This is a genomic window from Streptomyces longisporoflavus, assembly GCF_014649775.1.
Taxonomy (GTDB): domain Bacteria; phylum Actinomycetota; class Actinomycetes; order Streptomycetales; family Streptomycetaceae; genus Streptomyces; species Streptomyces longisporoflavus.
Genome location: NZ_BMTR01000084.1, coordinates 1 through 4,641 on the forward strand (window position 1 = coordinate 1; position 4,641 = coordinate 4,641).

2 protein-coding genes are annotated in these 4,641 nt (G+C 71.3%); both read right to left on the reverse strand.

Going from position 1 to position 4,641, the window contains the following annotated elements; genetic code table 11:
- Positions 1-1,701, reverse strand: a 1,701-nt coding sequence (locus IE226_RS43350; protein ID WP_190087046.1) for a type I polyketide synthase, incomplete at its 3' end; no start/stop codon positions are given.
- Between the two features lie 8 nt (positions 1,702-1,709).
- Positions 1,710-4,641: type I polyketide synthase (locus tag IE226_RS43355; RefSeq protein WP_190087047.1), on the reverse strand; the 2,932-nt coding region annotated here is incomplete at its 5' end.

Genomic DNA, 4,641 nt, shown 5'->3' on the forward strand with positions numbered 1-4,641 from the left:
CAGCTCCCCCGCGACACCACGCACCACCGCGGCACTCTCCGCGCCATCACTCAACGCGCCCAGGGCGTCCAGCAGCTCGCCCCGGTCACGCCCCAGCACGACCGCACGCTGCTCAAGTGCCGCCCGGCTCGACACCAGCGAGGCGCCCACATCGGCGACATCGGCACCGGAGTCAGCGGCAACGAACTCCCGCAGCTTCTCGGCCTGCGCCCGCAGCGCCTGCTCGGAGCGTGCCGATACGACCCAGGGAGTCAACCCGCTTACAGGCGCGGGTATTTGAACCTCCGCATCGGGGGCCTCCTGCTCCTCCGGCGCCTCCTCAAGAATCAGGTGCGCGTTCGTGCCGCTGACTCCGAAGCTGGACACGCCCGCACGCCGGGGGCGGCCCGGCTCGCTGGTCCACTCCCTGGCCTCGGTCAGCAGCTCCACCGCTCCCGCCGACCAGTCCACGTGCGACGACGGACGGTCCACGTGCAACGTCTGCGGCAGTACCCCATGCCGCATCGCCATGATCATCTTGATGATGCCGCCGACACCCGCGGCGGCCTGTGTGTGGCCGAGGTTCGACTTCAGCGAACCCAGCCACAGCGGGTTGCCGGGGTCCCGCTCCTGCCCGTAGGTGGCAAGGAGGGCCTGGGCCTCGATGGGGTCGCCCAGTGTCGTGCCGGTGCCGTGCGCCTCCACGACGTCGACTTCGTTCGCCTGCACGCGGGCGTTGGCCAACGCCGCCCGGATCACGCGCTGCTGCGCCGGGCCGTTCGGTGCGGTGAGGCCGTTGGACGCGCCGTCCTGGTTCACCGCCGAGCCGCGGACCACGGCCCAGATGCGGCGCCCGTTGCGCCGCGCGTCCGAGAGCCGCTCCAGTACGAGAACACCCGCGCCCTCCGCGAAGCCCGTACCGTCCGCCGCCTCCGCGAACGCCTTGCACCGCCCGTCCACCGACAGACCCCGCTGCCGCGAGAACTCCCGGAACACCTGCGGCGTCGCCATGACGGTGACGCCACCGGCCAGTGCGAGGCCGCATTCGCCCTGCCGCAGGGACTGCACCGCCTGGTGCACCGTCACCAGCGAGGACGAGCATGCGGTGTCGGTCGACACCGCGGGACCCTCAAGGCCCAGCGTGTACGCGATCCGGCCCGATGCCACACTCAGCAGCGAACCGGTCTGCGCGTAGCCCGAGATGGCCTCGGGGGTGGAGAAGTGGTTTCCGTAGCCGAAGTAGGCGAGTCCGGCGAAGACGCCGGTGTCGCTGCCGCGCAGGGTCTGCGGGTCGATGCCGGCCCGCTCCAAGGACTCCCACGAGGTTTCCAGGAGCAGCCGCTGCTGCGGGTCGGCGGCCAGCGCCTCGCGCGGGTTGATCCCGAAGAACTCGGCGTCGAATTCGCCCGCGTCGTGCAGGAACCCGCCCGAGCGCGTGTAACTGGTGTCGGGCCGCTCCGGGTCCGGGTCGTACAGGGCGTCCAGGTCCCAGTTGCGGTCGTCGGGGAAGTCCGACACGGCGTCGGCGCCCGAGCGCACCAGGTCCCACAGGGCCTCCGGGGAGGCCGCCCCGCCGGGGAAGCGGCAGGCGACACCCACGATCGCGATGGGCTCGCCTGCGGCCTCCGTCAGCGCGGTCAGGCGCCGGCGTGTTTCGACCAGTTCGATCGATGTCCGCTTGAGGTAGTCGAGAACATCAGCGTTGCCATCGTTCGTCGTCATCGCTCTCCCTATCCGAGCTCTTTGTCCAGCAGCGAGAGAAGCTCTCCTACTGAGGCCGAACTGATCTGGTCGACGACGGCCACCGGTGATCCGGCGCTCGCCATCGAACGGACTCGGCCCTGCAGCTCGCCGAGCAAAGTGGAAATGGTGGTCTGGTCCTCCGCCGCGAGTTCGAGGAACGCGCCCTCGAGGCGGGCGCCCAGTTCTTCGATCTCCTTGGCCAGGTGGTCGGCCGGAGACGCGGGGTCGGTACCGGCGTCGGGGGCGATGCCCTCGTACAGGAACTGCGCGAGGCTGCTCGGGTTCGGGTAGTCGAACGTGAGCGTGGCGGGCAGTTTCAGGCCGGTCATCGCCGCCAGCTTGTTGCGCAGCTCAAGCGCCGTGAGTGAGTCGATCCCCAGTTCCCTGAAGGCCACGGAGGGACCGATCTTCCTGGTGTCGGCGTGGCCGAGAACGAGCGCGGTCTGCGCGCGGACGGCGTCGAGCACCGCTGCCTCCGCCTCGGCCTGCGGCAGCGACCGCACCTGCTGCGTGAGCCGGATGCCGGCGTCCTGCCGGCCGCCCGTTCCGCCGCCTGCCCCGGACGTCGTCCCGGCCAGTGCGCGCAGGAGCGGTGATCCCCCGTGGCCGGCCTGCGCCGCGCCGAGTGCCGGGAGGTTCAGCCGTGCGGGCACCAGTACCGGTTCGTCGCGTGAGAGTGCCGCGTCGAAGAGAGCGAGCCCTTCGTGCGACGACATCGCCTGTACGCCCTGTCGTTGCAGTCGTACGAGGTCCGCCTCGCCGAGTTCGCCGCCCATGCCGCTGCGTTCGGCCCAGAAGCCCCAGCACAGCGAGCTTGCGGGGAGGCCTTCGGCCCTGCGGGTTTCCGCGAGGCCGTTGAGGAACGCGTTGGCCGCGGCGTAGTTGGCCTGTCCCGCCGTGCCGAGCACGCTGGCGACGGAGGAGAACAGCACGAACGCGGACAGGTCCAGGTGCCTGGTCAGCTCGTGCAGGTGCCAGGCGCCGCGCACCTTCGGTGCGAGGACGGCGTCCACGCGGTCTTCGGTCAGCGCCTCCACGACTCCGTCGTCCAGTACGCCCGCGCAGTGGATCACTGCCGTCAGCGGGTGCCCGGACGGCACCGCGTCGAGCAGCCGGGCGACGGACGTACGGCTCGTGACATCGCATGCCGCGATCTCGACCTGCGCCGCCCCTGCCGCGGTCAGCTGCTCTCGCAGCTCTGCCGCGCCCGGAGCCGCCTGGCCTCGCCTGCTGGTCAGCACGAGGCTGCGTACACCGTGCCGCTCCACGAGATGGCGGGCCAGCGTCGCGCCGAGGCCGCTGGTGCCGCCGGTGATCAGTACCGTGCCGCCGCCGAGGTCCGGAGCGACCGGAGCGTCCTGTGCCGGGCCACCGCGGGCGTGTGCAAGGCGGGGTGTGCTGACGGTGCCGGACCGGATCTTGAGCTGGGGTTCCGTGGATTGGGCTGCGGCCGGGACGCAGGCTTCCGAGCCCGGCTCGTCGTCCGTGTCGATGAGCGTGAACCGGCCGGGGTTCTCGGTCTGCGCCGAGCGTACGAATCCCCATATCGCGGTGGCCGCGGGGTCGGTGTGCGGGACCTGCTCGTCGTGGATCGCCTTGCGCGTCACGAGGACCAGGCGCGATTCGGCGTAGCGGTCGTCGGAGAGCCAGTCCTGCGTCCACCGCAGCACGCGGTGGATGTTCCGCTCGGCGGCGGCGGGTGTGTCGTTTCCGTCCGATCGGTCGATCGTGGCGATGACGACCGGGGGTATCTCCCGTATCTCCGCATCGGTGGCGGCGAGTTCGTCGAGGTCCGTCACGAACTCCGGCTGCCGTGCGGTGGCTTGAGCGGGAGTGAGCGCGAGAGGAGCCCACTCCACCTGGAACAGCGAGTCCTGGTGGTCGAAGCTCAGCTCGGTCAGCTTCGCGACGTCCGCGGGCCGCAGGGTCAGCGTTGCGATGCCGCCGACAGGTACGCCGCTGCTGTCCGCGATCGTCACGGACAGCGCGTTCTCCCCCGTGTGCGCGAGGCGGACACGCAGTCCCGTGGCCTCGGCGGGGTGCACGCGGACGCCCGTGAAGCGGGACGGCAGCCAGCCCTCGGGCCGCGAGTCGTCGACGACCTGCGCCAGGCCGACCGGGAGCAACGCGGCGTGAAGCAGCGCCGGGTGAATCCGGAACCGGCCAGGCTCGGCGCCCTCGGCCGCGGGCAGTTCCACCTCCGCGAACAGGGCGTCGCCGTGGCGCCACACCTGCTTCAGTCCACGGAACAGGGGCCCGTAGTGGAAGCCGGCGTCGGACAACCTGGCGTACTCGTCCTCGAAGGGCACGTCGACCGCGCCCACGGGGGGCCATGTGACGAGGCTTTCCCCGGCGGGGTCTGTGGTGGTGTCGGCCCCGGCGACGCCCACGGCGTTGCGCGTCCACTCGGTCTCGCCCTTGCCCCGCGAGTGCACGCTGATGACGTGCTTGCCGTCGATCACCACGCGGATGTCCCGGTCGGCCGTCCGGGACAGCACCAGCGGTGCCTCCAGGGTGAACTCGTCGATGATGTCGCAGCCCGCCTTGCGTGCCGCCCACACCGCCATTTCGAGCAGCACCGTCGAAGGCACCAGGACGGCGCCGTGGACCACGTGCTCGGCGAGCCACGGGTGGCGCTGCAAGGACAGACGGCCGCCGGCCGCTATGCCGCCGACTCCGCCGTGCTCTTCGTCAGCGGGCAGGTCGATCACCGCGTCGAGCAGCGGGTGGTCCGACGTGCTCGCGGTGGTGGTCTCGTGGGGGGTGTTCAGCCAGTAGCGCTGGCGTTGGAAGGCGTAGGTGGGCAGGTCGACGGGGCGGCGGGGACCGAAGAACGCGTCCCAGTCCACGGCGGCGCCCCGCACATGCAGCTGGGCCAGCGCACCCACCAGTGCCTCCGCTGCCGGACGGTCACGCCGC